This window comes from Streptomyces sp. NPDC001153 (assembly GCF_053598315.1).
Genome location: NZ_JBSFJZ010000003.1, coordinates 1 through 26,505 on the forward strand (window position 1 = coordinate 1; position 26,505 = coordinate 26,505).

23 protein-coding genes and 1 pseudogene are annotated in these 26,505 nt (G+C 70.5%); 12 read left to right on the forward strand and 12 right to left on the reverse strand.

Features of this window, described 5'->3' with window-relative positions; genetic code table 11:
- Positions 1-299 precede the first annotated feature (299 nt).
- Positions 300-836 carry a hypothetical protein gene (locus ACWDEN_RS03645; protein ID WP_351610358.1) on the forward strand — a complete coding sequence of 179 codons (537 nt, stop codon included), beginning with the start codon at positions 300-302 and terminating at the stop codon, positions 834-836.
- A gap of 269 nt (positions 837-1,105) precedes the next feature.
- Here ACWDEN_RS03645 and ACWDEN_RS03650 read toward each other — a convergent pair whose 3' ends face one another.
- Positions 1,106-2,053, reverse strand: coding sequence for a DUF2218 domain-containing protein (locus ACWDEN_RS03650; protein WP_351610361.1), 948 nt, complete (start codon positions 2,051-2,053; stop codon positions 1,106-1,108).
- Positions 2,054-2,175: 122 nt separating this feature from the next.
- Here ACWDEN_RS03650 and ACWDEN_RS03655 point away from each other — a divergent pair, with 122 nt between their 5' ends.
- The 4 genes from ACWDEN_RS03655 to ACWDEN_RS03670 all read left to right on the forward strand — a co-directional run bounded on the left by ACWDEN_RS03655 (position 2,176) and on the right by ACWDEN_RS03670 (position 7,683).
- On the forward strand, positions 2,176-2,757 hold the full coding sequence (locus ACWDEN_RS03655; RefSeq protein ID WP_351610364.1) for an ArsR/SmtB family transcription factor: 582 nt from the start codon (positions 2,176-2,178) through the stop codon (positions 2,755-2,757).
- 439 nt (positions 2,758-3,196) lie between these two features.
- Positions 3,197-5,368 (forward strand): TerD family protein, encoded by a 2,172-nt coding sequence (locus ACWDEN_RS03660; RefSeq protein WP_351610366.1) that lies wholly within the window; start codon positions 3,197-3,199, stop codon positions 5,366-5,368.
- Positions 5,369-5,548: 180 nt separating this feature from the next.
- On the forward strand, positions 5,549-5,971 hold the full coding sequence (locus ACWDEN_RS03665) for a hypothetical protein (RefSeq protein ID WP_351610369.1): 423 nt from the start codon (positions 5,549-5,551) through the stop codon (positions 5,969-5,971).
- 518 nt (positions 5,972-6,489) lie between these two features.
- Positions 6,490-7,683 (forward strand): permease, encoded by a 1,194-nt coding sequence (locus ACWDEN_RS03670; protein WP_351610371.1) that lies wholly within the window; start codon positions 6,490-6,492, stop codon positions 7,681-7,683.
- 42 nt (positions 7,684-7,725) lie between these two features.
- Here the strand turns inward: ACWDEN_RS03670 and ACWDEN_RS03675 are convergent, their stop codons facing one another.
- The 4 genes from ACWDEN_RS03675 to ACWDEN_RS03690 all read right to left on the reverse strand — a co-directional run bounded on the left by ACWDEN_RS03675 (position 7,726) and on the right by ACWDEN_RS03690 (position 11,583).
- Positions 7,726-8,943 carry a threonine synthase gene (locus ACWDEN_RS03675; RefSeq protein WP_351610374.1) on the reverse strand — a complete coding sequence of 406 codons (1,218 nt, stop codon included), beginning with the start codon at positions 8,941-8,943 and terminating at the stop codon, positions 7,726-7,728.
- A gap of 279 nt (positions 8,944-9,222) precedes the next feature.
- Complete coding sequence (locus tag ACWDEN_RS03680) at positions 9,223-9,423, reverse strand: hypothetical protein (protein ID WP_351610377.1); 201 nt, start codon at positions 9,421-9,423, stop codon at positions 9,223-9,225.
- Positions 9,424-9,699: 276 nt separating this feature from the next.
- The gene (locus ACWDEN_RS03685) at positions 9,700-10,806 is read right to left on the reverse strand and encodes a carboxylate-amine ligase (RefSeq protein WP_351610379.1); all 1,107 of its coding nucleotides are present in this window, start codon (positions 10,804-10,806) and stop codon (positions 9,700-9,702) included.
- A gap of 276 nt (positions 10,807-11,082) precedes the next feature.
- Positions 11,083-11,583, reverse strand: coding sequence for a DUF3592 domain-containing protein (locus ACWDEN_RS03690; RefSeq protein ID WP_351610382.1), 501 nt, complete (start codon positions 11,581-11,583; stop codon positions 11,083-11,085).
- Positions 11,584-11,775: 192 nt separating this feature from the next.
- On the opposite strand from ACWDEN_RS03690, the gene ACWDEN_RS03695 reads away from it, so the two are divergent.
- On the forward strand, positions 11,776-13,152 hold the full coding sequence (locus ACWDEN_RS03695) for a glycoside hydrolase family 43 protein (RefSeq protein ID WP_351610384.1): 1,377 nt from the start codon (positions 11,776-11,778) through the stop codon (positions 13,150-13,152).
- Positions 13,153-13,297: 145 nt separating this feature from the next.
- On the opposite strand, the gene ACWDEN_RS03700 is transcribed toward ACWDEN_RS03695, so the two are convergent.
- Together ACWDEN_RS03700 and ACWDEN_RS03705 are read right to left on the reverse strand one after the other, a co-directional pair.
- Entirely contained in the window at positions 13,298-14,785 is a 1,488-nt protein-coding gene (locus tag ACWDEN_RS03700) for an extracellular catalytic domain type 1 short-chain-length polyhydroxyalkanoate depolymerase (protein WP_351610387.1), read from the reverse strand.
- Positions 14,786-15,372: 587 nt separating this feature from the next.
- Positions 15,373-15,945 (reverse strand): TetR/AcrR family transcriptional regulator, encoded by a 573-nt coding sequence (locus tag ACWDEN_RS03705; RefSeq protein ID WP_351610389.1) that lies wholly within the window; start codon positions 15,943-15,945, stop codon positions 15,373-15,375.
- 88 nt (positions 15,946-16,033) lie between these two features.
- Between ACWDEN_RS03705 and ACWDEN_RS03710 the strand changes: the two genes are divergently transcribed.
- The 4 genes from ACWDEN_RS03710 (at position 16,034) to ACWDEN_RS03725 (ending at position 20,270) form a co-directional block, all read left to right on the forward strand.
- Complete coding sequence (locus ACWDEN_RS03710) at positions 16,034-16,735, forward strand: SDR family oxidoreductase (RefSeq protein ID WP_351610392.1); 702 nt, start codon at positions 16,034-16,036, stop codon at positions 16,733-16,735.
- Between the two features lie 764 nt (positions 16,736-17,499).
- On the forward strand, positions 17,500-17,709 hold the full coding sequence (locus ACWDEN_RS03715; RefSeq protein WP_351610476.1) for a ferredoxin: 210 nt from the start codon (positions 17,500-17,502) through the stop codon (positions 17,707-17,709).
- Positions 17,699-19,054, forward strand: coding sequence for an NAD(P)/FAD-dependent oxidoreductase (locus ACWDEN_RS03720; RefSeq protein WP_351610395.1), 1,356 nt, complete (start codon positions 17,699-17,701; stop codon positions 19,052-19,054). The genes ACWDEN_RS03715 and ACWDEN_RS03720 overlap by 11 nt, the downstream gene beginning before the upstream one ends.
- A 31-nt stretch (positions 19,055-19,085) precedes the next feature.
- Positions 19,086-20,270: a cytochrome P450 gene (locus ACWDEN_RS03725; RefSeq protein ID WP_351610398.1), complete on the forward strand. Its 1,185-nt coding sequence runs from the start codon at positions 19,086-19,088 to the stop codon at positions 20,268-20,270.
- Between the two features lie 211 nt (positions 20,271-20,481).
- Here the strand turns inward: ACWDEN_RS03725 and ACWDEN_RS03730 are convergent, their stop codons facing one another.
- The 4 genes from ACWDEN_RS03730 to ACWDEN_RS03745 form a co-directional block, all read right to left on the reverse strand.
- The gene (locus ACWDEN_RS03730; RefSeq protein WP_351610400.1) at positions 20,482-20,751 is read right to left on the reverse strand and encodes a TetR/AcrR family transcriptional regulator; all 270 of its coding nucleotides are present in this window, start codon (positions 20,749-20,751) and stop codon (positions 20,482-20,484) included.
- A 302-nt stretch (positions 20,752-21,053) separates the two neighbouring features.
- Complete coding sequence (locus ACWDEN_RS03735; RefSeq protein WP_450857034.1) at positions 21,054-21,179, reverse strand: hypothetical protein; 126 nt, start codon at positions 21,177-21,179, stop codon at positions 21,054-21,056.
- 395 nt (positions 21,180-21,574) lie between these two features.
- The gene (locus tag ACWDEN_RS03740) at positions 21,575-22,570 is read right to left on the reverse strand and encodes a hypothetical protein (protein ID WP_351610403.1); all 996 of its coding nucleotides are present in this window, start codon (positions 22,568-22,570) and stop codon (positions 21,575-21,577) included.
- Positions 22,571-22,662: 92 nt separating this feature from the next.
- Positions 22,663-23,100 carry a PPOX class F420-dependent oxidoreductase gene (locus ACWDEN_RS03745; RefSeq protein WP_351610404.1) on the reverse strand — a complete coding sequence of 146 codons (438 nt, stop codon included), beginning with the start codon at positions 23,098-23,100 and terminating at the stop codon, positions 22,663-22,665.
- A 124-nt stretch (positions 23,101-23,224) separates the two neighbouring features.
- On the opposite strand from ACWDEN_RS03745, the gene ACWDEN_RS03750 reads away from it, so the two are divergent.
- Entirely contained in the window at positions 23,225-24,037 is an 813-nt protein-coding gene (locus ACWDEN_RS03750) for an amidohydrolase family protein (RefSeq protein ID WP_351610407.1), read from the forward strand.
- Between the two features lie 24 nt (positions 24,038-24,061).
- Here ACWDEN_RS03750 and ACWDEN_RS03755 read toward each other — a convergent pair whose 3' ends face one another.
- A complete protein-coding gene (locus ACWDEN_RS03755) occupies positions 24,062-24,865 on the reverse strand; it encodes a hypothetical protein (RefSeq protein WP_351610409.1) in 804 nt (267 codons plus the stop codon).
- Positions 24,866-25,100: 235 nt separating this feature from the next.
- Here ACWDEN_RS03755 and ACWDEN_RS03760 point away from each other — a divergent pair.
- Positions 25,101-26,438 (forward strand): annotated as a pseudogene (locus ACWDEN_RS03760) (gluconate:H+ symporter).
- Positions 26,439-26,505: the final 67 nt, after the last annotated feature.

Here is a 26,505-nt window from a genome sequence, read left to right on the forward strand (position 1 = left end):
CCCACGAACACGAGACCAACCACTACGCTCAACACCAGCCCCAACCGGCGGCTGGAGCCAACGCATAGAGCCTCCACCGATCCCGGAGCGCTTCACCGAACCACCTTCCGCTTTGCTTGTGCGGCACAGATCATTCCAGCGCTCGGTAAGAGCTGCTCAAGCAGTGAGCGCGGTCGGCGCAGGGTGATGAGGCGGCAGGCTTGAGGAACGCTTGGTGGATGTCCTGGCCGGCCGCTGCCGACGACCTGAATGGAAACGCCGTCAAGTCGCAGCTGCCACCAGCGATATACCGTGTGGCCATGTCGGCGTTCATGCAACAGCTCCCCGCGCTGATCGGGGTGGTCATCGGTGCCCTTGGATCGTACTTGGCGAGCACGCGCGGCGACCAAGCCCGCTTCCGTCGCGAGCAGGCGGCCCGTTGGGAAGAGCGGCGGCTGACGGCCTACGCCGACTACGCCAGGTCGCTGAAGCGGAGTGTCACCCTGGCTTACCGGGTCGCGGCGCACCTCGGCAACGACCCTCACCCGCACCCCCTCTCGCCTGAGGAAGCGGCGCCTGACGTGGCCGATGCCGCTGATGCCCGGGACCCGGCCGGTGAGGCACTGTTGATGCTTGGCACCCCGGACGTGGTGGAGAAAGCCCGCGAATGGGTCGTCGTGGTGATGGAGATGGAAGGGTTCGTGCGAGACCAGACTCATAGCCCGGAAACCTGGTCAGCCATGCTGAAGCGCCAACGCGCCGCACGTGACGGGTACTACGCGGCCGTCCGCCGTGACCTGACGCTCCCACCTGGCCATTCCGGGGAATGGCGACTTGTCCCGCCTCATACACCGTGAGTACCTGGCCGCCGGAGACATCGGCTCACCCCGGGAGGTGAGATCCTCCAAACCAGGCGCGACCAACGAAGGCACGAACTCCACATCGCTGTGTGTGGCAACGCCGTTGAGAACGTAGGGATCAGTGGCCAGGATGCGGTCAGTGGCCACGTGGCGTTCGACGTTCTCGGCGGGCATCAAGGCAGCAGGGTGGACACCATCCTGCCAAGGCGCTTGTCTCCCGGCCGCCAGAAGCAGCTGCCGTGATATCAGGTGGTTCAGTCAGCGCGTCAGCGGCGCCGGGCGATGGTCACCCCGTCGCGCACCGGCAGCATCACCGAGTCCACCCGCTCGTCGGCCGCGATCAGATCGTTCAGCCGCCGTATCGCCAGGTGGTGCTCCTCCTGGTAGGCGGGGTCGAAGACGCGGCCGCCGAGGAAGACGTTGTCCAGGACCACCAGCCCGCCGGGACGCAGTCGGCGCACGATCTCCTCGTAGTACGCCGGGTAGGTGCCCTTGTCGGCATCGATGAAGGCGATGTCGATGACCGGATCGGTGTCGAGCGCGCGCAGCGTCTGAAGCGCAGGCGCGATGCGCAGGTCGATCCGGTCGGCGACGCCCGCACGCTCCCAGTACGGCCGGCCGATCGCGGCCCACTCCTCGCTCACGTCACAGGCCAGCAGTCGGCCGCCCTCGGCCAGGCCGCGGGCGATGCACAGAGTCGAGTAGCCGGTGAAGACTCCGACCTCGACGGCGAAGCGGGCACCGGTCAGCCTGGTCAGCATGGTGAGCAGCGTGCCCTCGTCGGAGGAGACCTGCATGTGCGCGGCGCCGGCGGCGGCCTCGCGCGTGGCGACGGCCAGCTCCCTGAGGACGTCGTCGGCCGGCGTGTGGTGGGTGAGCAGGTAGTCACCGACGACGGGGGCGGTGGGCTCCAGCTCTCCGCCGTCGAGCGGGGCACTCCACTCCACGACGAGCTCCTCCTGGGTGGCGAAGCGCACCAAGTGACGTGTGATCACGTCCTGGACGCAGGCCAGCGACCGCTCGTCGACCGCGACGGCGGTCAGCTCCAGCCCGTCCGGAGCCGTCGTGAGGCTGCAGGTCCCGGCGGCCACCGTGATCGCGCCGTGGCCGTCAGGAGTCAGTGTGGCAGTGGCCTTGTGTCCCATGTGTGCGAGCAGCCGCTTGAGATGGCGCGCGGGGCGAGCGGTGGCGACGCGGGCCGTGGCGAGGGGCATCGGGCTCCTTGAGGTCTCACGAAAACTAAGTGACGAGAATTCTCGTCACTTCCACAACGTGGGATTCTGCGGCCGGCAGGCCGAGTTGTCAAAAGCGTTTAGGTTCGTGGACACTTTCCTTCATGGCAGAAGATCAGCCACCCGCACGCGGCAGCGACTCCGACCAGGAACAGCGACTCCAGGGCGAGGAGGTCCACCTCGTACTGCCCGAGCAGTTCAAAGCCCTCGGTCACCCGATACGTCACCGCATGGTCAACGCGCTGCGACAGCGCCCCGCGACCCTGCGTCAGCTCGCCCACGCCCTCGGCACGAGCAAGGGCACCATCGGCTACCACGTGCGCGTGTTGCGCGAGGCCGGGCTGGTCCGACTGGCCGAGACCCGCCAGGTGCGCGGTGGCACCGAGCAGTACTTCGCCCTGGTCAGCCGTACTTTCAGAGTGCACCCGGACGCTCCGGTCGGGCCGGAGTTCCTCATCAACGCCGCACTCGGCGAGATGCTGCCGGACAAGCCCGGACAGGCCTCGCACACCGCGCTGCGCCACGTCTGGCTCACCGACGCCGAGGCGCACGCGCTGGAAGCGAGGCTGCGCGCGATGACCGCCGAGCCACACCCGACAAGCCCCGCCGACGGCAAGCCGTACGGACTGCTGATCAGCCTCTTCCGCGCCGATGTGCCCACCCTGCCGCCGGACGACGAGCACTGACCGCGCGGGCGGGACGGTGCCCCAGGCCCTGTCCGTCGGCTCTGCGTGACTACCCACCAGCACCCCGTCGGCGCCCACCAGCAGGCGCCGCGGAAACCCGACCGGCGCAGCCGGCCCGCCCAGCCTCACCCCGATGAGAGCCTCGGCCGTTCACCCGGCGGGCTGAGCACAAGGAGCCACCTGGCCGGTGAAGGCTGGCTGCGGCCTTCTCGCCCCGCTCGGCCCTCAGGCATCCGGGTTCTTGCCGCAGTTGCCGCCCTGATGCGGGCGCCCTGGGAGCTTGGCGAACTTCTGCAGGCACCGGACGAGAGCTGTTCGACTCGTTGTCAGCCCAGTACCGCTAAACGCCGGCCGGGCAGCAGTACGGGGCGGGGCAGCCTCGGTGCACATGCCCGAAAACCGGGTGCGCCGGCTCGCTCTGCCTTGCGACCATGCCGCAATGGTCCATCGTCTCCACTCCCTGGTCATCCGGCACACCCACCGCCTGCCCGCCCCGACGGGGCCCAGCGGTGAAGGTGCCGTCGCGGCGCGGCAGTTCGACGCCGCGTTGATGTCCGTGGGCTTCAAGCTCTCGGCCGAGTTGCTCGAGCATCTGTCGGGGCTGCCCGAGAAGACGGTGGTCGACACCGCCGTGGCGACGCTGGGTACGGTCCGTGAGATGGTCGGCGACCATGTCCGGCACAACGCGTACTTCATCGACTTCCCGGCCAACGTGCCGGACACCTTCGACTTCTGGATGCGGTGCATCACCGAGGCCCTCGCCGACGACAGGTCGCGCACGAGCACGCTCGAGCAGCTCAGCGCCGGTGTGGTGAACCTGCTCACCCTCCCCGCGTACGGCAACTACCAGCACACGTACGCCGAGATGCTCGCCCGGCACGACGAGCTGGCGGGCGCTGCGGGCGACCGGTTGACGGTCCTGCACCTGGGCGGCACGGTGGAGGACGAACTGGAAGCCGTGTACGTGGCGTTGGCGGGCAGCAGCACGCCGCTGGGCGAGGACGACCTGCGGGATCTGCAGGATCTCGCCGGTGTCTGTGCACACGGGCCGCAGCCCGATCGGATCCCGGTGCGCGAGACGCGGGCGGTGGTCAACCAGGCCCGGCTCACGGCCGGTACGGGTCTGTTGCTGGACACCGTCACCGATGTGCTCCGGCTGGCCTGCGCGCTGTCGGGCGGTGACGTGACGCTCCAGGAGCCGACGCGGCTGCGGGCACTGCCCCGTGGGGTGCGCCGGGCGTTGCTCACGGGCCTGGACGCGGTCGTGGCCGCGACTCCGGCGAAACTCGCCGACGTACACGCACACCGCGAGATGTGGAAAAGGCTCGGCGAGCGACTGCACCCGCACGAGTACCCGCAGTGGCCCCATGCGGCCGAGGTGTTCGCCGTCGCGCGCGGCGAGAAGGCGGCGCGCTCCCTGGACAGCCGGGTGGAGGAGCTGTTCGGCGTGGGCGACACCATCGGCGCGGCCGAGCTGCTCAAGGCTGCCCCGGGCAAGCTGCTGCGCTCCCTGGACCGGCTGCTGCGCGCCGCCCGCACACAGGACGAGCGCGACGCCGTCGTGTCCGCCGCCGAGGAGGCCGCCCCCGGCGTCTCCGGACGGGTCCTGCTGTCGGTGCGTGAGCACCTGCACAACCGCGGCGCGGAGACCGGTCGGCGGCGGGTGTTCGTCAACCGCCTCGGCCGGGCCTGGGTCACCGACGACACCCGCCCGCCGGTGCCTGCACCGGAGCGGAACCGGGTGATCGCCGCGCTCGACGCGGAGGTGCGCCGCCGACTGCCCGCCCCGGATCACCTGCTGGTCGACCCGGACGTCCTGGACGTGGCGCTGCCACTGAGCGGCAGGGCCACCGCCCCCGGTCTCGGTGTGCTGCCGCGCGGCTCGCTCTCCCGCGTCGACGGAGAGCTGCTGCGCTTCTTCGTCTACTGGAAACAGGCCCGGCGCACCACCGACTTCGACCTGTCGGCCTTGCTGCTGAACGCCGACTACGCGACCGTCTCCTGGCTGTCGTACACCAATCTCCGAGACGCGGAGGGCGAGCACTCCGGAGACATCACCGATGCGCCGGACGGGGCCTCGGAGTTCATCAACCTGCGGCTGGGCGCCGTGCGGGGCAGCTGCATCGTCCCGCAGGTCAACATCTTCTCGGGGGAGGGCTTCGAGGAGGTCGAGGAGTCGTTCTTCGGGTTCATGCTGCGCGAGGCCGAGCAGAAGGGCCGCCCGTTCGAGCCGCGTACGGTGCGGATGAAGTCGGAGCTGCGTGGTCCGGGCCGGGTCGCGCTGCCGCTGGCGTTCCTGCGTGCCCCGGACGGCCGGTGGCACGCCAAGTGGCTGCACCTGTATCTGAAGGGGACCCCGACCTCCAACCGCGTCGAGGGCAACCGGGTGACGGTGGCGACCCTGCTGCGCGGCATCGTCGAACGCGAACAGGTCACGGTGCGGTACCTCACCGGCCTCATGGCCTGTGGCGGGACGGCCATCACCCTGTGGGACGGCAAGACCGTACCGGCGGGCCCCGTCACCTATATCGGCCTGGAACGACCCGAGGGGCTGCACCCGGGGTCGCAGATCGTCACCGTCGAAAATCTGCGCGACCTGATCCCCGCCTGACTGTTAACGTGGGCCATGGCGAGGCCATGAAGGGGCTTCCTTCTCACCACTCCTTGAATCTAGCCTCTTCGCTTTCCTCGCCACCGACTTCAGGCCTCGGGCCGTCCCGCTCTGCGCGGGGCGGCCGGAGCGCGCCACCCCTTGCCGCCTGCTCCGTCTCAGTCGCCTATGATCGTGAGCATGTCCGCCCTCCGTGAGCGTTCCGCCCACAGTCAACTGGCCCCCGGTGAAAGCCTCTTGGCGTACGCCTCCGTCGTCCCCGCCAAGAGTGCCAAGGGCATCGGTATCGGGGCATCCCTCGCGAACCACATGGTCAACTCCGTGGGCGCGCAGTCGGGTGGGGCGGGCAGCATCGCCGCCGGGATGCCGCGCACCTCCGGCGCGCTGCTGATGCGCGTGACCGACCAGCGCATCGGACTGGTCCAGCCGCTGGACGGCACCCCGGTGTGGGAGGTGCCGCGTGCGTGGGTGACCCGGGTCGAACGCCGGCCCCGGACCCAGCTCATGGCCCGCTTCCGGCTGCACTACGCCGACGGTTCCTGGCTCGCCTTCCTCACCATGCGACGCCGTACGATCGAGCAGTTCCGCTCACTCATCGGCTGACGCAGGGCCCGCCCCTCCCCGCTGAACCCGCATCCCTCACCCCCCCCCGGCTCCCCCCGGCCCCCCGCCGGCCTGCGTCCCGGACGATGCGGCCGCCGAGGTCGGGGCCCGCCGCCGCCGTTGCCGGATCTAGGCGCTGACCGCGGCGGACACCCCGTCACCGAGGCCAGGTGGAGTCGCGCCGGCGCAGAGCCGCCTCGATCGTCCCGCAATCCGGGAATCCTCCTGCTCGATGCCGATGATGTCCGGGTGTACCGGCCGCCCCCGCCCGGGTGGCGCAGGTGCACCGACCGGGCCCCGCTCGCCGGCCGGCGCTCGGCCAGGACCTCGTTCACGACCCGGCCGACGGCCTCGAACACCAGCTGGTACACGGCGTATTCGCCGCTCGAGCCGACGTTCGTCCCAGGCCGCCTCTTCACGGCTTCCCACCACCGCCAGCACACCTGTCCATGCGATATACCCCCATGGGGTATATCATCGAGCCCACTGACGGCAGATGACGGCGAAGGGTGTGCATCATGCATGCGATCGGACACGCTCTGTCCATCGCCGGGTCCATGACCTGGGAGATCACCTGGGCATTGATCCTCGGCTTCACGCTGTCCGCCGTCGTCCAGGCGGTGGTTCACCGGGAGACGGTCGTACGACTGCTGGGCGACGACCGGCCCCGTACGCTCGCCCTGTCCGCGGGGCTCGGCGCGGCCTCGTCGTCCTGCTCGTACGCCGCGGTCGCGCTCGCCCGCTCGCTGTTCCGCAAGGGGGCGGACTTCACGGCGGCGATGGGATTCGAGATCGCCTCGACCAACCTTGTGGTCGAACTGGGCGTGATCCTGGCGCTGTTGATGGGGTGGCAGTTCACCGCGGCGGAGTTCGTCGGCGGTCCGATCATGATCGTCGTACTCGCGCTGCTGTTCCGGCTCCTCCTGCGTGAGCGGCTGCTGCGGCAGGCGCGGGAACAGGCCGAGCGCGGGCTGGCCGGGTCCATGGAGGGGCACGCGGCGATGGACATGTCCCTGCGCGGCGAAGGCGGCTTCCTGCGCCGGCTCCTCTCCCGCGACGGCCTCACCTCCGTCTCGCACATCTTCGTCATGGAGTGGGCGGCGATCCTGCGTGACCTGGTCGCGGGACTCCTGATCGCCGGGGCGATCGCCGCGTGGGTGCCGGACGACTTCTGGCACAGCTTCTTCCTGGCCGGCCATCCGCTCGCGGCCAAGCTGATCGGGCCGCTGATCGGGCCGGTGGTGGCCATCGCCGCGTTCGTCTGCTCCATCGGCAACGTGCCGCTGGCCGTGGTGCTGTGGAAGGGCGGCATCAGTTTCGGCGGTGTCATCGCCTTCATCTACGCCGACCTGCTGATCCTGCCGATCCTGAACATCTACCGGAAGTACTACGGCGCCCGGATGGCCGCCTTCCTGCTGGGCACCTTCTTCGCGGCGATGGCGGTGGCCGGCTATGTCGTGGAGTTCGTCTTCGGGGGTCTGGGCCTCGTCCCCGACCAGGCCGACGCGAAGATCCCCGCGGAGGGCGTCAGCTGGAACTACACGACCTGGCTCAACATCGCCTTCCTGCTGCTGGCCGCCGCCCTCCTGGTCCGTTTCCTGCGCACCGGCGGTCCGGCGATGCTGCGCATGATGAGCGGCTCACCGAACCAGGGCGACCACGACCACGAGCACGACCACGCACATGGGCAGGGTGAACACCACCGTCGCTGAACCGCTCAAGGGCTGTCCGTGCCGTGGCCGATCACCGTACGCTCACTCGCCGAGCCCGGCCGCGCGCAGCCGGGCCCGCACGGCAGTCCACTCGGGTGCCACCGGCTCGCTGCGGTGCCGCCCGACCCCTCGGTCCTTGAACCCGCTGGAGGTGGACACGCAGACCACCGGGCCGTCGAAGTCCTCGTCGGCGCAGGCCCGCAGCCCCGCCAGGCCGGCCGCCGCCGAGAGCTCCGCCCACAGGCCGGCCCGGGCCAACTCGGACTGGGCCGCGTACAGTTGCTCGTCCGTGAGCAGGACCGCGCGGCCTCCGCTGCCGCGCACCGCGAGTACGCCGCGGTAGCTGTTCACCGGGCAGTCGATGCCGTACGCGTCGGTGGCGCCGACATCCACATGCGCTGCCGGCAGCCCCTGGCGCAGGGCGGCGGCAAGCGGTCCGCCGGCGGCGGGTTCGCAGGCGATCAGCCGGGGGACCCGGTCCGTCACCCCGAGGCGGCGCAGCTCGGCGAAGCCCTTCCCGATGCCGAAGAGCAGCTCGCCGTAGCCGGTCGGGACGAAGACGGCCGCGGGGACACCGAGATCGGCGTGGATCTCGTACGCGACCGTCTTGTAGCCCTCGGGCCCGAAGGCGTGGCCGGTATGGGTGCGGGTCTGGTTGCTGACGGGCTGCAGCCCGACGTGCTCAGCGATCCGTCGGGTGAGCGGCCAGCGTGCTTCGACCGGCACGGGCAGCACGACAGCGCCGTATGCGCGCAGGAAGGCGTCCATCGCCGGTGGCAGGTCGGTGGAGGTGAGGACGACGCAGCGCAGCCCGGCACGCGCCGCGAACGCCGCGGCGGAGGCGCCGTGATTGCCGGATGACGCGACGACGACGCCGGGGGCGCCGGAGGCCAGGGCGGCGCTGACGGTGCAGCGGTTGAGCCGGTCCTTGTGGCTCCAGGTCGGATTGCGGGCCTCGTCCTTGACGAACACCCCGGGCTCCAGCTCCACCAGGGGGGTGCCGCCCTCGCCGAGCCCGGGAGCGGCGAGGGGCGGGAGAAGTGGGGCCCAGTGGTCGAGGCCGGTGCGAGGGGGGCGACTGCCGAAGAGGCCGGCGGGCACACGGTCGTACGCGTAGTCCACCTCGACCGGGTATGCGACGTCGTCCGTGCTCGTCTTCGGGCAGCCGCTGGTCAGCGGAGGCCACAGAGGATAGCGGCAGGCGGGGTCGCCCAGCGAGCGTTGGGCGGTGGCCAGCGAGGCGGTGGGGGCAGTCGTCATGGGCCGATGGTAGGCACGGGTGACGGTCCACCTGAGCGGATCAGGACGGTGCCTGAGGCAGGGTCAGGCCACGCCTTGCTGTCCGCAGCACATGCGGCGGCATCGTCGGGCCGTGCCGGCGCCGGGCACGGGGGCTCCGGCCCGGGACGACCGGCGGCCGGGACGGGCCGGCCCGCGGAGTCCGGTGGCGGGCGCGCCTACGGCCGTGAGCAGCTCCGTGCGGGCGGTCCGGGTGCGCCTCCGCGGCCGGGCGGTCGGTCACGCCCCGCACCGACGGCGTCAGCGAGCGCAGCCGACGTCCAGCACCTCGACCACGTCGCCGCGGATCGTGTACACGAGCCAGCACCACTCCCCGAAGGCGGCCGCGAGGTCCGGCGCCCGTGTCTCGGTGTCGTCGGTGACCGCGCTGATGAGCATGATGATCTCTTGGTGCATCTCGTCCGGTACGTCGAAGAGAACGTTGGCGGCCGTTTGGATCATTTCGACTTTCATGGCACCCCCCGCACGGGCAGGAGCGGCACGGTTCGGCGAAGCCGAGTCCTCCGGGCTGCGCTCGGTTTCCGAACAGAGCCCTCGGGACCACCGTAGACCCAAGGGTGTCCGTCGATGTCGACGGAGTGCAGCCGAGTTCGGTTCGCCCGTCCACGAACCGCTCCCACTCCTGCGGCTTGCGCAACGAGGGCAACACCAGCCACATCCTCCCCAGCCGCGTGGCGCGCCAGGTTCTCCGCGGTCGTCCTGACGTCCGGCTCGGATTCACGGAACCTCGACGGCCAGGTCGTCCACCACAGCCCATAGGCCGTCCTCGTGCCGTTCCGCCACACGCCTCTGCCGCGCGGAGCCGGACCCGTTCAGCTGGACATCGCCCAGCCAGTCGCGGACGCGCCGATCGTCGCCGTGCCGGCTGAGGTGGGGCTCGACCCGTTTCCAGAGCTCCTCGATCAGCCGGCCGGCACTCGTGGGAGCGCAGTCGTGGGTGTGGGTGCCGGGAAGGGTCCCGCTCGGCCCGTGCCGGGCGGCCTGCCAGCACGCGGCCCGCAACAGCAGATCGGGAACGTCGGGCGCGAGTTCCCCGGCGCGTACCAGCTCCACGGCATGCCCGACGAGGGCGCGGACGAGCAGTGCGTACGCGGTGGTGGCCGCGGCGTCGGGCAGCACGTCCGCGATGCGCACCTCGATGGTGGGAAGATGCGCCGAGGGCCGGACGTGCCAGTAGACCATGGCCGGATCCAGCGCCGCCCCGCTGCCCACGAGTTGGCCGACAACCTGTTCGTAGTGGGCCGTGCCGCGCAGGCGGGGAGGGGGCCCTGCCGAGGGCCATCGACTCCACACCACCGAGCGCCAGCTCGCGTATCCGGTGTCACTCCCGTCGCAGTACGGGGAGTTGGCGGTCAGGGCCAACAGCAGAGGCATCCAGCCCCGCAGGTGGTTGACCGCCTGTATGGCTTCTTCCCGGTCGGCCACGCCGACGTGCACGTGGCAGGCGTTCACGCCCTGCTCGTGGATCAGCGGCCCGAAGCGGCGTGCGAGGGCCTGGTACCGTGCCTGGTCCAGGACGGGCGGCGGCCCGGAGCGGCCCAGGACCGCCACGCCGCTGGGCACCAGCAGGCAGTCGTGCTCGGCCGCCGCGGCAGCCGCCCCCGTGCGTAATCGGATGATCTCCGCCTCCAGTTCGACGCCCGTACGACACACCTCACTGACCGTCTCCACCTGGGACTGCGACAGCTCGGGTGCCACATGCTGCCCGCCGAGGCGATCGCCGGCGGCACGGACAACGGAACGCGACCTGCAGACGGCCGACCTGGTGCCCCGGTCGGCCAGCACGAACTCCTCCTCCACGCCGACTGTCGGCGGTGCGGGCACCCGCGGCGGGCACCCGGCCCCGCCCGCGGCAGCAGCAGGGGTCACGGCATCAAACGGCTCTGGCACATCCAGCCCCTTCGGAAGACACGGGACACCGTCATCCACTCGTCATGACTCCGCGCAGCTCGCGATCACTCCTCACGCGCCCGGGCGCCTAGGCCAGGTACCGACGAACAACGAGTGGGAACCGTCATGCTGAGCCTTCGAGCAAAGCCCCTGCAAGCGATTACCAAGCCACCATCGCCCCGCGCAGGAGGTCGCCCGGCGTCGCTTCCCTCAGTCGCGGAGCCGGTCGCCGACGAGTGCCGCCGCACCGGCCGCGGCCAGCACCAGGCCGATGGTGAAGGCGAGCCATCGGTGCTCGATCAGGTTCCATGCGTTCCAGCGCAGTACGCCGACCGCCTGCGCGTCTTCCGGGTCTGCCGGGTCGTAGACCACAGTGGTGTGCACATGGCCCTCGTCGTCCCTCGGGCCGCTCGGTACATAGAGGGTGTGGGCCAGGCGGGCCTCGGACGTGAACTGTGGCAGCCCCTTGGCATCGTGGAAGCTGAGCCATACCGCGCTCGTGGAACACTCGGCGCCGCGGCCGGTGGAGCACGTGCCGAGGACGGAGGCGTTGCCGGGAACCCGGCGCCCGTGTGCGCGCAGGTCGGATATCCGGTCATCGCCCTGGACGACCTCGACGATGTTCGCGGCAAGGATGCCCACGCCGAGCACAGCCATCACCAGAGCGGCGACGGTGTGACTCCATCTTCTCTCACGCCTGTTGAACTGCACCTCCCCACGCTATCCGGGGGGTGACGCAGGCGCTGCGGGTGGGGCGCCGGGCCGTTCGCCTTGGGCCGATGACGCACGAGGATTGACGCGGACATGGCCACGTCTTACCTTCTGACCGATTAACCGAACCATGTTCGATATTCCAAACAGCGCTTGCCGTCCTGAAGGGCCCCACTCCCCCTTGGAGCACGCATGACCACCTCCCGTCGCCACTTCCTCGGCATGGCGGCCGCCACCCCCTTGGCGGTGACCGGCGCGCTCACCCTCGGCGCCGGCACCGCGCACGCGGCCGACTCGGCGTACGTGATGTGCTACTTCACCGAGTCCACCAGCCTCGGCGAGGGCACGGACTACGGCCTCCACCTCGCCGTCAGCGCCGACTCGCTCAACTGGATGCCCCTGAACCAGAACAACCCCGTCGTCACGCCCACCGAGGGCGACCTCGGGCTGCGCGATCCCTTCATCCTGCGCAAACAGGACGGCACGTTCGTCGTCCTGGCCACGGACCTCAAGGGCACCGACTGGACCTACGTCAGCCAGTACATCCACGTCTGGTACTCGACCGACCTGCGCACCTTCACCGGCTACCACCGGCTGAAGCTGCACGACATGAACACCCACTGCTGGGCGCCCGAGGCCTTCTGGGACGCGGCCCGGGGCCAGTACGCGGTCATCTACTCGGCCGTCAACGGCAGCGGGCACAACGTGGTCATGGTCAACTACACGACCGACTTCGTCACCGCCTCCGCACCCCAGGTCTTCTTCGACCCCGGCTACGACGTGATCGACGGCGACATGGCCGTCGGCGTGAACGGCGTCAACTACCTCTACTTCAAGAAGAACCAGACACTCGTCGGAGCGAGATCCACCTCCCTCGAGCCCGGCAGCTTCACGGAGTTCAGCACGGCCGTCTCCCATGGCGGCACCGAGGCCCCTACCCTCGTCAGATCGCTGACCTCGAACACCTGGTACCTGTGGGGCGACACCTACACGCCCAACGGCGTGTTCTATGCCTGGCAGACCAACGATCTCGCCACGGGCACCTGGACGGCCCTCGACCAGAAGACCTACACCCAGCCGCTGAACTCCAAGCACTGCGGCATCACGGCCATCAGCAGGACCGAGTACGACAACCTCGTCGCCAAGTGGGGTGCGCCCACCTGGAACCGCCTCAAGTCCTACAACAATCCGGGCCGTTACGTCCGCCACAGCAATTTCGTCGGCCGGATCGACGAGTACCCCGTCGACCCGCCCACCGACTCGCAGTGGACGCTCGTCCCCGGCCTCGCGGACGCCGGGGGTGTCTCGTTCCGGTCGGTCAACTACCCGACCCGCTACCTCCGCCACTACGACTACCAGCTGCAACTGGACGTCAACGACGGTACGTCGACGTTCGCCGCGGACGCGACCTTCTACCGCACAGCAGGCCTGGCGGACGCGGGATGGGCATCCTTCCGTTCCTACAACAACCCGACCCGCTACATACGGCACTCGAACTACGTGCTGCGCATCGACCCGATCTCCACGACCACGGACCGGCAGGACGCGACCTTCCGGGTCGGGTACTGACCGAGGCTCCCGCCCGGCGGCCGGCAGGAACCCTGGTCCGCCGGCGTGCCGGTGACCACCGTCCAGGGCCGGTACGGGATCACCGGCGCGGTCTACTGCGGCTACCGCGCCTGGGGCCGCCGACGCGTTGTGCGTGTCCGAACCGTCAGGACGGGCAGCCGGAGTCGGCTATGACGTAGTAGCCGGACGAGGTCTCCTCAAGGGTGTGGGTGACCGCGACGTTGTAGAGGCCCATGTTCTGGTTGGATCCGTTGGCGTAGACGTAGCCGCCGCTCTGGTGAGCGCGGCCCGCCGCGACCTGGTTGTAGTTGTTGTCGGTGAAGCACTGCGGCTGGTACCCGGTGGTGGTGGCCGCGACCGCCGAAGACGGGGAGCCGACCGCGCCGCCGGAGTCCACCGCGGCGACCGTGTAGCCGTACCGCGTACCGGACTTGAGCCCGGAGTCGCTGTACGACGTGCCGGTCGCCGAGCCGACCTTGGTGCCGTCCCGGTAGACGTTGTACGACGCCGCGCCGCTCACCGCGGACCAGGACAGGGACACGGTGGTGTCGGTCGTGCCGGTCACCGTGAGCCCGGTGGGCGCCGGGAGGCTGCCGGTGCCACTCCCGGCGGAGGTGTCGAGACCCCAGAACTTCGCGGTCCAGTACGACGAGCAGATGTAGTTGAGGTAGTACGTCCCCGTGCTGCCGCACTGGTCGGTGGCGGACCCGGGGTTCACCGCGAGGCCGTGTGCCATCCCTGAGACGGAGAAGGTCTCCACCGCCGGCTTGCCGTTCGCCTCGTTGTACATGGCCTGTGTCGTGCCGCCGGTCAGGCTCGTGGTCGAGGACGGGGTCTGGCCGATGCCCCAGACGTTGGTCCACTGGTCCCGTTCCTCGGTGGCGTTGGCGGGGTTGACCGTGGTGTCGCCGGTGCCCTGCCAGATCGCGACGCGCGGCCACGGCCCGCCCCAGCCGCCGGACGCGCTGCGCACCGCGTCGCCCCACTGTTGCGGCGTCTTGTTCACCGCGTTGTACTCGCAGGTCAGACCGCTGGACAGGTCGGTCGCGCAGCCTGCCGGGATACCGGAGTCGATGGCGCCGCCCGCGAACACGTCGGGGTAGTCGGCGAGCATGACCGAGGTCATCGCGCCGCCGGCCGACAGTCCCGTGACGTAGACGCGGCTCGGATCGCTGCCGTAGTGGGACTTGGCGTAGTCCACCATCTGCTTGATCGACAGTGCCTCGCCCTGGTCACGGGTGTAGTCGGAGGACTGGTACCAGTTGAAGCAGGAGTTGGCGTTGTTGGAGCTGGTGGTCTGCGGGAAGACCAGTGCGAAGCCGTACATGTCGGCGTACTTGGGCCAGCCGGAGTGGCTGTAGTAGTCGCTCGCGCTCTGTGTGCACCCGTGCAGGGCCACGACCAACGGCGCGCCGGACGGCAGGTTGTCGGGGACGTACTGGAACATCTGCAGGCTGCCGGGGTTGGAGCCGAAGCCCGTGACCTCCTGCAGGCTCGCGGCGTGCGCGGGGGCCGGGGAGAGTCCGAGGACCACTGCGATCAGGGACAGGACCAGCCCCGCGGCGGAGGCAGGGCGCGGCCATGTTCGGCGCCACCAGCGGCGCGGCAGCGAATGGGGGGAAGTGGGGTTCATCGTGCCACCTGGGTGATCGCGTCGGTTGGGGAGGTCGAGGACAGCCGTGCCCCTTCTTCGCATGCGGGTGCGTGGCTGCGGAGTTACAGGGACGTTACGTCCGGCCTTACGGGGCCGTAATGGAGATGCGCCCCACCTCCCGGCGGTGGGGCGTGTGGCTCCTCACCGTTGTGGAACGCTTCGCCCCGGCGGATGTGCACCGAGGTGATCGGCGAGGTCTCCGTCATGCCCCACACGCGGAACCCCATGACGAGGTGCAGGCGGCGCCGGCCCGAGAGACGTGAATGAGCACGGGCCCGAGACGCCTCCGGGCCCGTCCACACGGTGGGCAACGGTGATGACGTGCCCGGACCGGCGCTCCCTCATGGTGAGGAGGACGGCCGCGGCGTCTGGCTCCACTCGTCGGCGCCCAGCTCTTCCATGAGGGCGAGCGGCATGACGCCGGCGTTGTTGACCAGGGCATCGACCCAGCACGAGACGATGGCGCCCGGAGTGCCCGCACCGCCGTGCGATGCACCGCACCGCAGGTCGCGACTCGCCCGGCGCACAGCACTGGGCCTTCCCGACAGGAGGGCGCCCGTGCGCGGCTACCCGCGGGGGATGTCCGCCGCGTCCAGCAGGGCAGTGGCCGTGGTGACGGCGAGGCCTCTCAGTGGTTCCGCCCGGACGACGGCGCGGGCGCTCGCGCCGTCGAACACCATGGTCAGTTGCTGAGCGAGCGTCTCGGGGTCGCGGGCACCGCCCCGTTCGGCCTGGCGCTGGAAGAAGTTCGTCATCTCCTGCTTGTGCCGCCGGACGACCTCGCTCGCCGGATGCCCCGGGTCCTTGTCCTCGATCGCGGTGGCCACCAGCGGGCAGCCCCGGTAGTCGGGGCGGGCGGCCAGCTCCTCCAGCCGCTCGAAGACCCGCAGAATGGTGCCGCGGGGCGAGCCGGTCTCGTCCTCCGTCATCAGCAGGGCCTGGTATGCCGGGCCTCTCCGCTCCAGGCTCGCCGCCATGAGCTCGTCCTTGCTGCCGAACAGCTGGTACATCGAGCGCTTGGACACCCCGGCCGCCTGGCAGAGGGCTTCGACGCCGATACCCGCGCCCTCGCGGTAGAACAGGTCGCTCGCCGCGTCCAGCAGCCGATCGCGCGAGGAGCCCCTGTCTGTCGTGGTCACGCAATGAGACTACTCCCCTCCCTTGCACTCGGAAACCGATCGGTTTACCGTTCTGGAAACCGATCGGTTTACCTGTTGGGAGATATGTATGACCACCATCCAAGACGCCGTCGTCCTCGTCACCGGTGGAAGCCGCGGCCTGGGAAAGGCCGTGGTGGAGAGCCTCTACACCCGTGGCGCCAAGAAGGTCTACGCGACCGCGCGCGACCCCCGCACCGTGACCCACCCGGACGCGGTGGCGCTTGCCCTGGAGACGACCGACCCGGCATCCGTGGCCGCGGCCGCAGAGCAGGCCCAGGACGTCACCATCCTGGTCAACAACGCCGCCGGCGCGGTCAGTGCGTCCTTTCTGGACAGCCCGGTCGAGGACATCCGCCGGGAGTTCGAGGTGAACTTCTACGGTCCGCTCAGCGTGGCCCGGGCCTTCGTCCCCGTCATCGAGAGAAACGGCGGCGGCCACATCCTCAATGTCCACTCCGTGCTCTCCTGGATCGCCCTCGCCGGCTCCTACAGCGCCTCCAAGGCCGCACTGTGGTCGATGACCAACTCGCTGCGGCTGGACCTCCGGCCGCGCGGCATCGGTGTCACCGGTCTGCACGTGGGCTACATCGACACGGACCTGGCGGCCCATGTCGACGCGCCCAAGGTCACACCGCAGAGTGTCGCGGAACAGGCACTCGACGGCATCGAGAGCGGCGCCTTCGAGGTGCTCGCCGACGACCGGACCCGGCAGGTCAAGGCAGGTCTCGCCGCAGACCCTTCCGCGCTTTATCAGCAACTGGCCGGCTAGACGCGGCTGGATGAGGAGTCCGATGTCGGGCCGAGCGCCCGGTCAGGGTGACCTCCCGGATCGGGAATGCAGGGGGCCCGGGCGCCCACGATTACATCGAGAGCACCGGCACCGACCTCTGCACGGGCGCCGGCCGACCAGGGCGGCGCATGGGTCATCGTCGCCACGGCCTCCGGCGGTACGTCCATGAACCCACCCGTTCGCGGACCGGCCCCGGGCGGCACGCTGGTGGCGGTCGGCGCCGCGCCCGACCTGCTGACGGTCGCCACGCCTGACCTGGTCCTCGGCACCCGCCGCATCGTCGGCAGCCTGACCGGATCGTCGATCCAGAACGAGGACAACCTCAGCGGATCTGTCGGGCAACCCGCGCCGCGCACATCGGGTGCTGCCCGCCGGCCTCGGCACCGCCGGCCTCGGCCGAGCCCGGCACCACAGGCCGGCGACGACCGTTCCGCCCCCAGAGGTCAGCGACGGGTGCCTTCTGCCACGGCGTCCGGAACGAAACCGCATGGCCTGCGCGGAGATGTTCACCGGCGTCGGCCATGTCGGCGCGCGCACCGAGGAGATCAGCCACACGGGCCGCAACTGGGCGTTTTCCTCCGGACGTTCAGCCGCCTCGCCCTTGTCGGCGTCACGTTCAGCCCCGCCCGCGCACTGGGCTGACGACGGACCGGCGGCGTCCCTCGAGCAGTCGCCGTGCGGGCCTCCGGCTCCCGGCCCATGCTGGAGGTGAGGGGGGTGTGACAGCGGAGGAAGTGGTGGAGATGCGGACCGTTGTCGACCTCACGCGCTGCCAGGGCTATGCACAGTGCGTGTTCCTCGCGCCGGAGGTGTTCGCACTGCACGGCGAGGAGGGGCTGCTCTATGCCACGGCCGTGCCCGCCGACCAGGAAGAACGCGTGCGCCAAGCCGCCGCGGCATGCCCGGTGCAGGCCATCCTCCTCGGTGAAGAGGTGAGCACCGGTGCCCGGTGACCTGAAAGACGGCCGTATCGTCATCGTCGGCGCGTCCCTGGCCGGGCTGCGAGCCGCGGAGACGCTGCGCGAGGAGGGCTTCACCGGCTCACTGACCGTGGTCGGCGACGAGCCCCACGTGCCCTACGACCGGCCGCCGCTGTCCAAGCAGGTGCTGCTCGGGCAGGCGACGGCGGACACCCTCGAGCTGCCGATGCGCCGCGACCCCGAGGCCGAGTGGCGGCTGGGCGTCCGCGCCACCGGTGTGGACCTGCTGGCCAAACGGGTGCTGCTGGAGGACGGCGAGTCACTGCCGTACGACCGGCTGCTGATCGCCACCGGCACCCGGGCGCGCCCCTGGCCCAACCCGGAGGAAGCCGCCCTGAACGGGGTGTTCACGCTGCGCACGCGCGAGGACGGGGAGGGGCTGGCCGAGCGGCTGGCCGCCGGGCCGGGACGGGTGCTGGTGATCGGCGGCGGATTCACCGGCTCCGAGATCGCTTCCGCCTGCCGTGAACTGGGGCTGCAGGTCACGGTCGCCGAACGCGGCCCCGCGCCCCTGGTGGGCGCGCTCGGCGGCACACTGTCGAAGCTCGCGGCCGTCATGCAGCGCAACCACGGCGTGGACCTGCGCACCGGGGTGACGGTCACCGCCCTGAACGGCAACGGCGCCTTCACCGGCGCGGATCTGTCCGACGGCGGCCACGTCGAGGCGGACGTGTGCGTCGTGGCACTGGGCGCGGTCCGCAACGTGGAGTGGCTGGCCGACTCCGGGCTGGCGGCGGGCCCGCGCGGGATCGCCTGTGACGCCGGGTGCCGCGCCTTCAACATGTACGGGATCGTCACCGACGACGTCTTCGTGGCCGGCGACGTGTCCCGCTTCCCCCACCCGCTCTTCGGCTACCAGATGCTGTCCCTGGAACACTGGGGCAACGCGGTCGAGCAGGCCGAGGTGGCGGCTCACAACATGGTCAGCCCCGGGCCGCTGCAGCGCCCGCACCTGGCCGTCCCGGTGTTCTGGTCGACCCAGTTCGGCCTCAACATCAAGTCGGTGGGCGTGCCCACCTACTCCGACCACGTGGTCATCGCGCAGGGCTCCCTCGAAGCGCGCCGTCTCGCGATGGTCTACGGCTACCAGGGCCGGGTCACCGCCGCCGTCACCGTCGACATGGCCAAGTGCCTCGACTACTACCGGCACCTGATCGAGACGGCCGCCCCGTTCCCCCCGCCGCCCGGCGCGGCGGACCGGGCGATCGCGGCCGACATCCCGATCCCCTCCCTCGTACCCGATCCGTCGGTGCTCTCCCACGGCCCGACCGTCGCGCTCACCGGTCACCTTCCCGACCGCCGGCTGACGGTGGTGTGACGCACGTCCCGTACAACGACGAGGAGCCGTCATGGACTCCGAGACCTTGCTGGCACGGATCACCGACTACGCCAGTCGCCCGAACCCCTACCCGCTGTACGCGGAGCTCCGCGAGGCCGGACCGGTGGTGTGGCAGGCAGGCGGCACCTGTCTGGTCGGCGGCTACCACCAGATCGCCGCTCTGCTCCACGACCCACGGATGAGTGCCGACCCCCGTACCCGCGGCGAAGTGGCCCACAAGCCGCCCTTCCTGCGGCTCGACGACCCCGAACACCACCGACTGCGCACCCTGGCCATGCGGCCCTTCGGACCCCCGCACAGCCCCGGTCGCGTCGACGGAATGCGCGGTGAGATCGACCGGATCACCGGCGAACTGATGACATCCTTCGAGGCGGGCCGGCAGATCGACATCGTCGACGACTTCGCCTATCCGCTGCCCGTCACCGTGATCTGCCGCCTGCTCGGTGTGCCCCGAGAGGACGAGCCGCTCTTCCGGGCCTGGTCCGATGCCCTGGTCGCGGCCGCGGACGTCAGGGCCGACGAGGACACCGCGGACACCGACAAGGCCGGCGAGCAGGCGCGGATCGAGATGGGCGGCTACCTGGTGAATCTCGCCGAAGAGCGCCGGGGCAGGCCGGGCGACGATCTGCTCTCCGCCTTCGTCAACGAGCCCGACCCGACCCTGCGGCTCACCCAGGAGGAGCTCGCCGAGACCGCCGTACTGCTCCTCATCGCCGGACACGAGACCACGGTCAACCTCATCACCAACGGCGTGCTCACCCTGCTGCGCCGGCCCGACCAGCTCGACCGCCTGCGCCGCGAACCCGGCCTGATGCCGCGAGCGGTTGAGGAGCTGCTGCGCTACGAACCACCGGTCCACATGCGCGAGCGCATCCCGCACGCCGACCTCGACGTCGCCGGCACCACCATCCCCCGAGGCACCTCCGTCATCCTTGCCCTCGCCTCGGGCAACCGGGACCCCAGACGGTTCGACGAACCCGACCGCTTCGACCCCACCCGCCCCGACAACCAGCACCTCGGCTTCGGCAGCGGCATCCACCTGTGCTACGGCGCGCCCCTCGCCCGCCTCGAAGCCCAGGCCGCGCTCGGCGCGCTGCTCCCCCACCTCGGCACCGCAGGCCTCGTCCAGGACCCGCCGCCGTACCGGCAGAACGCCATGCTCCGCGGCCCCCGCCACCTGCCCATCCAACTGTGAGGCCGCGCGGCAAAGGTCACGACGGCTGACGGCGGGAGTGGTCCTGCGCCATGGTCACCGCCGACCGCGTCCTCACCGCGCTCCTCACCGGACGCGTCGGCTACGGCCGCTCGTCGGGCTGCCGCCGCTTCGCCGCCCGGCCCGCCGGCGCTTTCCCGTCACGCAGGCGTCCGTCGAGTGCCGCGAGGACGTGGCGGCAGATCGCGTCGGGTTACGCGCTCGCCAGTGGCTCCTGGCCGACGACGACGCGCATCACGCCGATGCCGAGCAGCCAGGCCATGGCGAGCTGGGCGCGCAGCTTGCCGTCGTCGGCCGAGGAGAGGGCGGCGAGCGCGGCGGCGTACTCCTCCCCCAGCGCTCGGACGGTCTCCGGGGCGGCGTCGGCGCTGCCGATGGAGCGCAGGTAGACGGCCGGCAGCCGGTCCGACCCGGGTTCGCCGCCGGCTTCCGCGAGGACACCGCGCAGCGCGGTCTCGAACAACCCACGTCGATGCCCTGGGCTCGCAAGCCGGCCTCCCTCTGACACCGGCGAGCCTCCGGCGCTGCTGGACGGGTACGGCCGTCACCGCGGCACGCACCGACGTCCGCTCCGCGCTTTCCGCCCGGCTGCAGGCCCGTGAGGACGCCACGGTGCTTGCGGTCCTGTCCTGGGCACCGGCGTGCAGGCCCGCTCCCACGCCCGCGCGGAGATCCGGCCAAAGTGGGCGCCCCGGCCGGGGAGTTGTCGGCCGTGCTGGACGCCGAGGTCCGCGCAGCGTCCAGCCAGGCCGAGGCTCTCGGCGGCTAGGACATCGCCGCCGCGACCACCCGTTCCCTGGAACCGGTGATCCGCCGCCCCTGGCTGTCACCGGGAGCGCACATCACGTCGGTGGGGTTCCATGCGGTCGGCCGGGAGACCGATGACGTCACGGTCGCCGAGGCAACGGTGTGCGTCGAACCGCGGCAGGCTGCGCTGGCTCCTTTCCGCGGCCACGGCGACCTGCACCAGCACGCCGACCGATTTACAGAGGGTGATCCGGTCCCGCCCTGGTCGTCACCGTCGCTCGGGAGCAGTGGATCGGCGAAGAGATCACCTTTTGACACCGAATCCTGAGGTGACCTGGACCACACATCGGAAGGGCTTCCGCCACAGCCGGTGGAGGCGTAGGTTCCGTTTACCCCGCGAGAGCGCCTTCGCAGGCGCCGGTCCGCCAAGTCCCGGGACGGCGGACCAGCGGGGGCCAACCTTCAGATTGTGACGATCCGGCCGACCCTGCGGTCGGGCTCCCGAACGGCCGGTGGCCGGGCCGGCTCAGGCATGGTCCTCAGCCGGTCGGGAGACCCAGGCCGTAGAACGTGACGTGGTACGGGCCCATGTACTCCGCCTCGCCGCCGACGATGAGGTCCTCCGGCTGCTGCACCCCCGCCGCGCGTGCCGTCGCCACCAGCATCTCCGCCAGTTCGTGGCCCCGCGGCTCCCCCGGGCCGCCCGCGTCGACGCGCCAGCGGGGGTCGTGGTCGTCGTCCCACACCTCCCGCGTGGCCGGGTGGTCCGCCACCTGGCCCCAGCCGAGGGCCTCTGGTCGCGAGTCCATGTCGTACGGCGGGAAGCAGCCGATCGCCAGGCGGTCGTCGCAGGATATTTCGAACAGGAGCGGTGCGCCGGGGCCCGCCCCACGGCCGTAAACCGGCATGCCGATCGGCCTGCCCAGGGCTGTGGTCTCGGCCGGGAGGGTGGACAGGAAGTCCGCCAGCGAGCCCGTCACCGTCTTCCAGCTCTGTGCGCGCCAGCCGCCGGGGTGGCCCAGGCCGGCGTTCGCGGGGTCGCTGCGGCTGCCGAAGAATCCGCTGATCGCGTGTTCCTCGCCGTGGCCCTGACGCCAGAACCAGTTCTCCAGCGGATCGGTCGGCTGCAGCACCAGCTCGGGGCCGTCCGCACCGGCTCGGAGTTCCAGAGTGTTCGGCCGGCCGCGCCAGCGCAGGTACGGGCTGCCCCAGACCGGCCCTGAGGCGTAGAACGGGCCCAGGTCGCCGTACACGCCCATGATCGACGCCTCGCCGAGTTCCGCCGTGAGCTCCTCCCTCACCGCGCGGAAGGCGGCCGCCTGGGCCGCGGCACCCGGGCCGGCCGGCGTCAGCACCGGCACCGCGAGCTCCACGTACGCCTCGCCGTTCACGTACGCCTCCTCGAACCGCCCCACCGGGCGCAGGCGGCCCTCCCGGCCGAGGGCGGCGAGCAGGGCCCGGGTGCCGGCTTCCGTCCAGCCGTCCGCGTCGGTCGCGAGCAGGCGCCTTGCCAGGTGTGCGTTCGTCTCGTTCATACGGTGATCATGGCAGCCTGCACTGACAATCGCGGAAGTCGGCCACAGTTGCCGGGCATGGAGAAGGCAGGCAGTGATGCAGGAGGTCCCGGTCAGGAAGGGATGACTCCCGGGCGGAACGGTTCGACGCCGACGATGTGGCGCACCCGCTCCGGCTCGACCAGCACGTGTACCCGCCGCTCGCCCTCGAGCAGCCAGGGATAACCGTTCAGGCCCAGGTACTTGCGGGCCAGCCGGTCCATGCCGCGCTCGGCCTCCTCGCCCTCCACGAAACGCACCGCGCGGCCGGAGATCTGCACCCGGTCGTAGGGGTTCTCGGCGTCGGCGTGCGAGAGGTGGACCCGGGTGTCGTTGCGCAGGTTCTCCTCCTTGATCCGGCCGACCGAGGTGTTGAAGACGATCAGCCGCCCCTCCAGCCCCACCCACATCGGCGTGACATGCGGTGCTCCGTCCGGCCTCACCGTGGCCACGTACCAGAAGTTCGGCTCCTCCAGCCGCTTCCGCACCAGCTCGTTCAACTCCGCCGCCATGACCGCTCTCCTCGCTTTGATCTCCTCGTGCACAATCACTCTGTCACAGAGGCACATTGACGGTCCGTCAGCCAGGCAGCGTCGTCGTACGGCGGCGATGCCACGAGAGAGAGGCGAGGAGCCCGTGTCGGTCATCGATGTGTGGATGCAGCACCCCACGCTCCGTCATTCCAACCACGAGATGTTCGAGTCGTTGCGCCGATGGACGGGGCAGGGGCTGCTGGAGGAGCCGCTGCCGGTCAAGGCCACGGTGGCGGCCATGGCCGCGGCAGATGTGGAGACCGGTCTTTCGGCCGCCTGGTACGGGCCTCAGGGACCGCTGATCAGCAACGACGAGGTGGCCGAGTTCGTCGCGCAGGCCGACGGACGGCTGCGCGGGGTCGCGGGCGCCGACCTCACCCGGCCCGTCCAGGCCGTGCGCGAGCTGCGCCGGGCCGTGGAGGAGCTCGGCTTCATCGCGCTGCGGATCGTGCCCTGGCTGTGGCAACTGCCGCCCACCGACCGGCTGTACTACCCGCTGTACGCCGCCTGCGTCGACCTCGGCATCCCCTTCTGCACCCAGGTCGGTCACACCGGCCCGCTGCGCCCCTCCGAGACCGGTCGCCCCATCCCCTACATCGACCAGGTCGCGCTCGACTTCCCCGAACTGACCATCGTCTGCGGTCACATCGGCTACCCGTGGACCACGGAGATGATCGCCGTGGCCGACAAACACGCCAACGTCTACATCGACACCAGCGCCTACACCGCCCGCCGCTACCCGCGAGAGCTTGTCGAGTATCTGCGCGGCCGGGGCCGCAGGAAGGTGTTGTTCGGCACGAACTACCCCATGATCACCCCTGTCCAGGCACTGGAACACCTCGGTGATCTCGGCCTGGACGAAGAGGCCACCGACCTGTTCCTGTCCGCGAACGCCCGCCGGGTCTTCGGCCTCTGACCGCCGAGTCGGCCCGGGTCGGGTTCACCCGCGGCGGCGGTAGTAGCTGATGTCGTCCGTGGTCGCGTAGTTGCCGTGGTCGACGTCGATGACGGTGATCACCGCGATGTCGCCGCTCGTCGTGTCACGCAGGCAGAACGTGCTGCCGGGCGGCGCCTGCCGGAAGTGCAGCCACCCGTCGGCAGGGTGGCGAGTGGCCTCGGCGGCGCACTGCCCGGCGGTCGGCACGGCCTTCCCCGGTACGACGAAGGCGTCGGTGAGCGGCTGGAGTTCAAAGGCTCCGTTGCCGTCGCCACCGGCGTCCGTGCCGACACTCCAGGCGGTCTCCGAGCCGCTGACCGCTCCCGCGCGCAGGTCGAAGTAATAGCGGTAGTTCTTCAAGGACAGAGTCCGGTGCCGGTAGACCGGGGCATAGTCGTCCGGGGTGGTCGTCGCGGGGGCGGACGGCCGAGCACTGGAGGCCGCTGCATCGGATGCCGCGCCCCCGTGGGCGGCCTCCGGCGCCAGCACCCCGTAGACCACTCCGGCCACCGCGGTCGTGACGGCCGCCGACACCACCGCCGTCGTCACGCGATCCCGGGTCAGCCACCGCCGTCCACCGGGCGGCACCGGCGGCGGGCCGGACGGAACCGCGTCCGGGCCGTCGGAGGGATCCGCGTCCGGGGGCGTCGTCGGCGCGGCCGGCCGGCCGTTGTTCTGGTCGGTGGAGGGCACTGGCAGGATCTGTGCGGCCCACGGACTCAGCGCCTTGTCCGCGGCTCCGGAGGCCGCCACGGCGAAGGCGAAGGCGATGGCGATGGCCCACCGATTGCCCGCATCGTGCGTCACTCATAACCCGCTCAGCGCGTACAGCGCCATCAGCGCGGCGGCAAAAGTCCACAGTGTCACAAGGAGCACGACCAATCGCCGGCGTCCCGCGCTCACATCCGCTCCCCAGCGTCTGCGGCACAGCGACCCGTCAAGTCTGGTACGGGCCGACCGCGTTGGGGAGGGCGCAAGCGACAGCAGGTCAGATCCCGTCCGTGTTCACACAGGCGACCGTAGTTCAAAGGGGAACCGGCCCATGCCACTTGTCGTCGTAGCCGTCGGCGTACTGATCCTGCTGTTCCTGATGACGAAGCTGAGACTGAACGGCTTCGCCGCGCTGCTGCTCGTGGCCGTGGGCGTCGGTCTCGTCCGGGGCATCCCGCTGGAGAAGATCCCCGACGTGCTCTCCGAGGGCATCGGCGGGCAGATCGGCGACACCATGCTGACCATCGGACTCGGCGCGATGGTCGGCCGCGTGATGGGTGACTCGGGCGCGGCCCAGTGGATCGCCGGCAGGCTGCTCGACCTCTGCGGCCCGCGCCGGGTCCAGGTGGCCATGGTGCTGGCGGCCATGCTCATCGGCGTCACCATGTTCTACGAGGTCGCGTTCGTCATCATCGTGCCGGTCGCCTTCACCCTCGTACGGGTCACGCGGACGAATCTGCTGTGGGTCGGGCTGCCGATGTCGATCGCCCTGTCCACCATGCACAGCTTCCTGCCGCCGCACCCCGGCCCGACCTCGGTCGCCGCGGCCTAACACGCCTCGGTCGGACTGACCCTGTTCTACGGCCTGTTCATCGCCGTCCCGGCCGGTGCGCTGGTGGCGCTGACATGGCCGCGCCTTCCGTTCGCCCGGCGGATGACCCCCTCCATACCCACGGGCCTGGTCAGCGACCGGGTCTTCACCGACGAGGAGATGCCGGGCATGGGCTGGTCGCTGTCGGTGGCCCTGCTGCCCATGGTGCTCATCGCCGGAGCCGCGGTGACGGACCTGGCCACCTCCGGGTCCGGGCCCGCCCTGCACTTCGCCGCCTTCATCGGTTCGGCGCCCATCGCCCTGCTGCTCACCCTCGGCGTCGCGATGTGGGCGTTCGGGCCTCGGATCGGCCGCAGCCTGGAAGAGGTCGGTGCCTCCTGCCGGTCGGCGGCCCAGGCGATGGCGATGATCCTGCTCGTGATCGGCGCGGGCGGCGCGTTCAAGCAGGTCCTCGTGAACGGCGGGATATCGGACTACATCAAGGACACCACCGCCGGCTGGTCGCTCTCGCCGATCATCCTGGCCTGGCTCATCGCCACCATCCTCCGCGTGGCCCTCGGCTCCGCGACGGTCGCCGTGGTCACCGCCTCCGGTGTGGCGCTGCCACTCCTCGCCGGCAGCGGAGTCCACCCGGAGATCATGGTCCTCGCCATCTCCTGCGGATCGATCGCCTTCTCCCACGTCAACGATCCCGGGTTCTGGATGTTCAAGGAGTACTTCAACCTGTCCGTCATCGACGCGATCAAGGCGCGCACCACGTACACGACCGTGCTCTCCGTCCTCGGCCTGGGCGGCGTCCTCGCCATGGAGTCCGTCCTGGATGTCCTGAACGTGTGACCGTACGGCCGGCTCCCCGCAAGCCCGCCACCGCCGTGCGACCGAAGGACACCGGAGCACCTCGGTG

Excerpts from the sequence above, each read along its gene's own strand:
- ACWDEN_RS03695 (WP_351610384.1), top strand. The coding sequence starts at position 11,776 with ATGACCACCTCCCGTCGCCACTTCCTCGGCATGGCGGCCGCCACCCCC.
- ACWDEN_RS03710 (WP_351610392.1), top strand. The coding sequence starts at position 16,034 with ATGACCACCATCCAAGACGCCGTCGTCCTCGTCACCGGTGGAAGCCGC.
- ACWDEN_RS03670 (WP_351610371.1), top strand. The coding sequence starts at position 6,490 with ATGCATGCGATCGGACACGCTCTGTCCATCGCCGGGTCCATGACCTGG.
- ACWDEN_RS03675 (WP_351610374.1), bottom strand. The coding sequence starts at position 8,943 with ATGACGACTGCCCCCACCGCCTCGCTGGCCACCGCCCAACGCTCGCTG.
- ACWDEN_RS03650 (WP_351610361.1), bottom strand. The coding sequence starts at position 2,053 with ATGCCCCTCGCCACGGCCCGCGTCGCCACCGCTCGCCCCGCGCGCCAT.
- ACWDEN_RS03665 (WP_351610369.1), top strand. The coding sequence starts at position 5,549 with ATGTCCGCCCTCCGTGAGCGTTCCGCCCACAGTCAACTGGCCCCCGGT.
- ACWDEN_RS03745 (WP_351610404.1), bottom strand. The coding sequence starts at position 23,100 with ATGGCGGCGGAGTTGAACGAGCTGGTGCGGAAGCGGCTGGAGGAGCCG.
- ACWDEN_RS03655 (WP_351610364.1), top strand. The coding sequence starts at position 2,176 with ATGGCAGAAGATCAGCCACCCGCACGCGGCAGCGACTCCGACCAGGAA.
- ACWDEN_RS03725 (WP_351610398.1), top strand. The coding sequence starts at position 19,086 with ATGGACTCCGAGACCTTGCTGGCACGGATCACCGACTACGCCAGTCGC.
- ACWDEN_RS03645 (WP_351610358.1), top strand. The coding sequence starts at position 300 with ATGTCGGCGTTCATGCAACAGCTCCCCGCGCTGATCGGGGTGGTCATC.
- ACWDEN_RS03680 (WP_351610377.1), bottom strand. The coding sequence starts at position 9,423 with ATGATCCAAACGGCCGCCAACGTTCTCTTCGACGTACCGGACGAGATG.
- ACWDEN_RS03715 (WP_351610476.1), top strand. The coding sequence starts at position 17,500 with ATGCGGACCGTTGTCGACCTCACGCGCTGCCAGGGCTATGCACAGTGC.
- ACWDEN_RS03700 (WP_351610387.1), bottom strand. The coding sequence starts at position 14,785 with ATGAACCCCACTTCCCCCCATTCGCTGCCGCGCCGCTGGTGGCGCCGA.
- ACWDEN_RS03740 (WP_351610403.1), bottom strand. The coding sequence starts at position 22,570 with ATGAACGAGACGAACGCACACCTGGCAAGGCGCCTGCTCGCGACCGAC.
- ACWDEN_RS03660 (WP_351610366.1), top strand. The coding sequence starts at position 3,197 with ATGGTCCATCGTCTCCACTCCCTGGTCATCCGGCACACCCACCGCCTG.